Genomic DNA, 1,154 nt, shown 5'->3' with positions numbered 1-1,154 from the left:
AGAGCGACTATCTGGGGTGTCAAGTTGCAATTACGAACTCGTTGCGCGCATCGCGTGCTTTTGCATTGAGGATGACCAGGAGTTTTCTGGCGAGTGCGATGCGGATGAGCATTTTTGGCTTTCCCGCCTGTTGCAACCGTTGAGCGAAAGCTTTGAGATGAGGATCGAATTTGGCCACGATAGCTGCGACGATGAAGAGGATGCCACGCGGCCCGGCGCGTCCGCCTCGCACATGCCTGTTGCCGGTGCGCTTGCCGCTATCGTTGGCGAAAGGAGCCAGGCCTGCCAGCTTGGCGATGGCCTTGTTGGAGATGAGGCCGATCTCGGGCAGTTCGGCCATCAGACGGGCGACAGTGCGTCCGGCTACGCCCTTGAGCGAACGAAAGGCTCGCTCCAGCCTGGCCCACAGCGGATCGTCATCGATCATCGAGGCAATCTCGCCTTCCAGGCGCCGTTGCTCGCGCTTGAGGAAGGCCAGCGTCGCCTCGATGCTGGCGCATACCTCGGCGTCGCATGCGGCACTTCTACGCTGCTTGTTGATGGTCGCATCGCCGACAATCTGGCAAAGCCGGCCAACCAACGCGGTAAGCCGCTGTTGGGCAGCGCTTGGCGGTGGCGTCGGCACCGTGTTCTTGACTGCGCCGTAATGGGCGATGACAGCGGCGTCGATCCTGTCGGTCTTCTCCAGATAGCCCATCGCCTCGGCGAAACGGCGCACGCTCTTGGCATTGACCACGCCGCACGGCATGCCGTGCGCCCACAAGAGCATGAACCCCAGCCGTTCATAGCCGCCCGATGCCTCCATCACCGCAAGGGCTGCGCCATGGCTGCGGCAGAACAGCCAAAGAGCTGCAATCCCCGCCGCATCGTTGGCGAAGCGCGCTGCCGCTCCGCCAGGCCGGACATGCGCGTCCAGCCAATCTTTCGAAACATCAACTCCACAAATAATCCTGTTCACGGTAACCTGCCTTGTGCGTACGGTTGGAACCAAGCGACTGTTCGGTCGTGCGTGACGAAGGCGAAGATCCCAAGCTCTCCCGCGGTTGTAACCTCAGGTGGTACGGGCGACTTCGCCAAGCCAAGGTCCGGGCGGCCGCCCGGACCTTGGCTCAATCGCTCTAATCCCACGAAATCTCTCTCGTGTAGATACAAGG

1 protein-coding gene is annotated in these 1,154 nt (G+C 61.4%); it reads right to left on the bottom strand.

The window, feature by feature from the left end; translation table 11 throughout:
* Positions 1 to 19: 19 nt before the first annotated feature.
* Positions 20 to 958 (bottom strand): IS110 family RNA-guided transposase, encoded by a 939-nt coding sequence (locus tag NKJ37_RS31915; protein WP_023809699.1) that lies wholly within the window; start codon positions 956 to 958, stop codon positions 20 to 22.
* Positions 959 to 1,154 lie beyond the last annotated feature (196 nt).

It is taken from the genome of Mesorhizobium sp. M0140 (genome assembly GCF_040322475.1).
In the GTDB taxonomy this organism is placed as follows: domain Bacteria; phylum Pseudomonadota; class Alphaproteobacteria; order Rhizobiales; family Rhizobiaceae; genus Mesorhizobium.
Note: the sequence above shows the minus strand (reverse complement) of the source record. Positions and strands in the feature narration are given on the sequence as shown.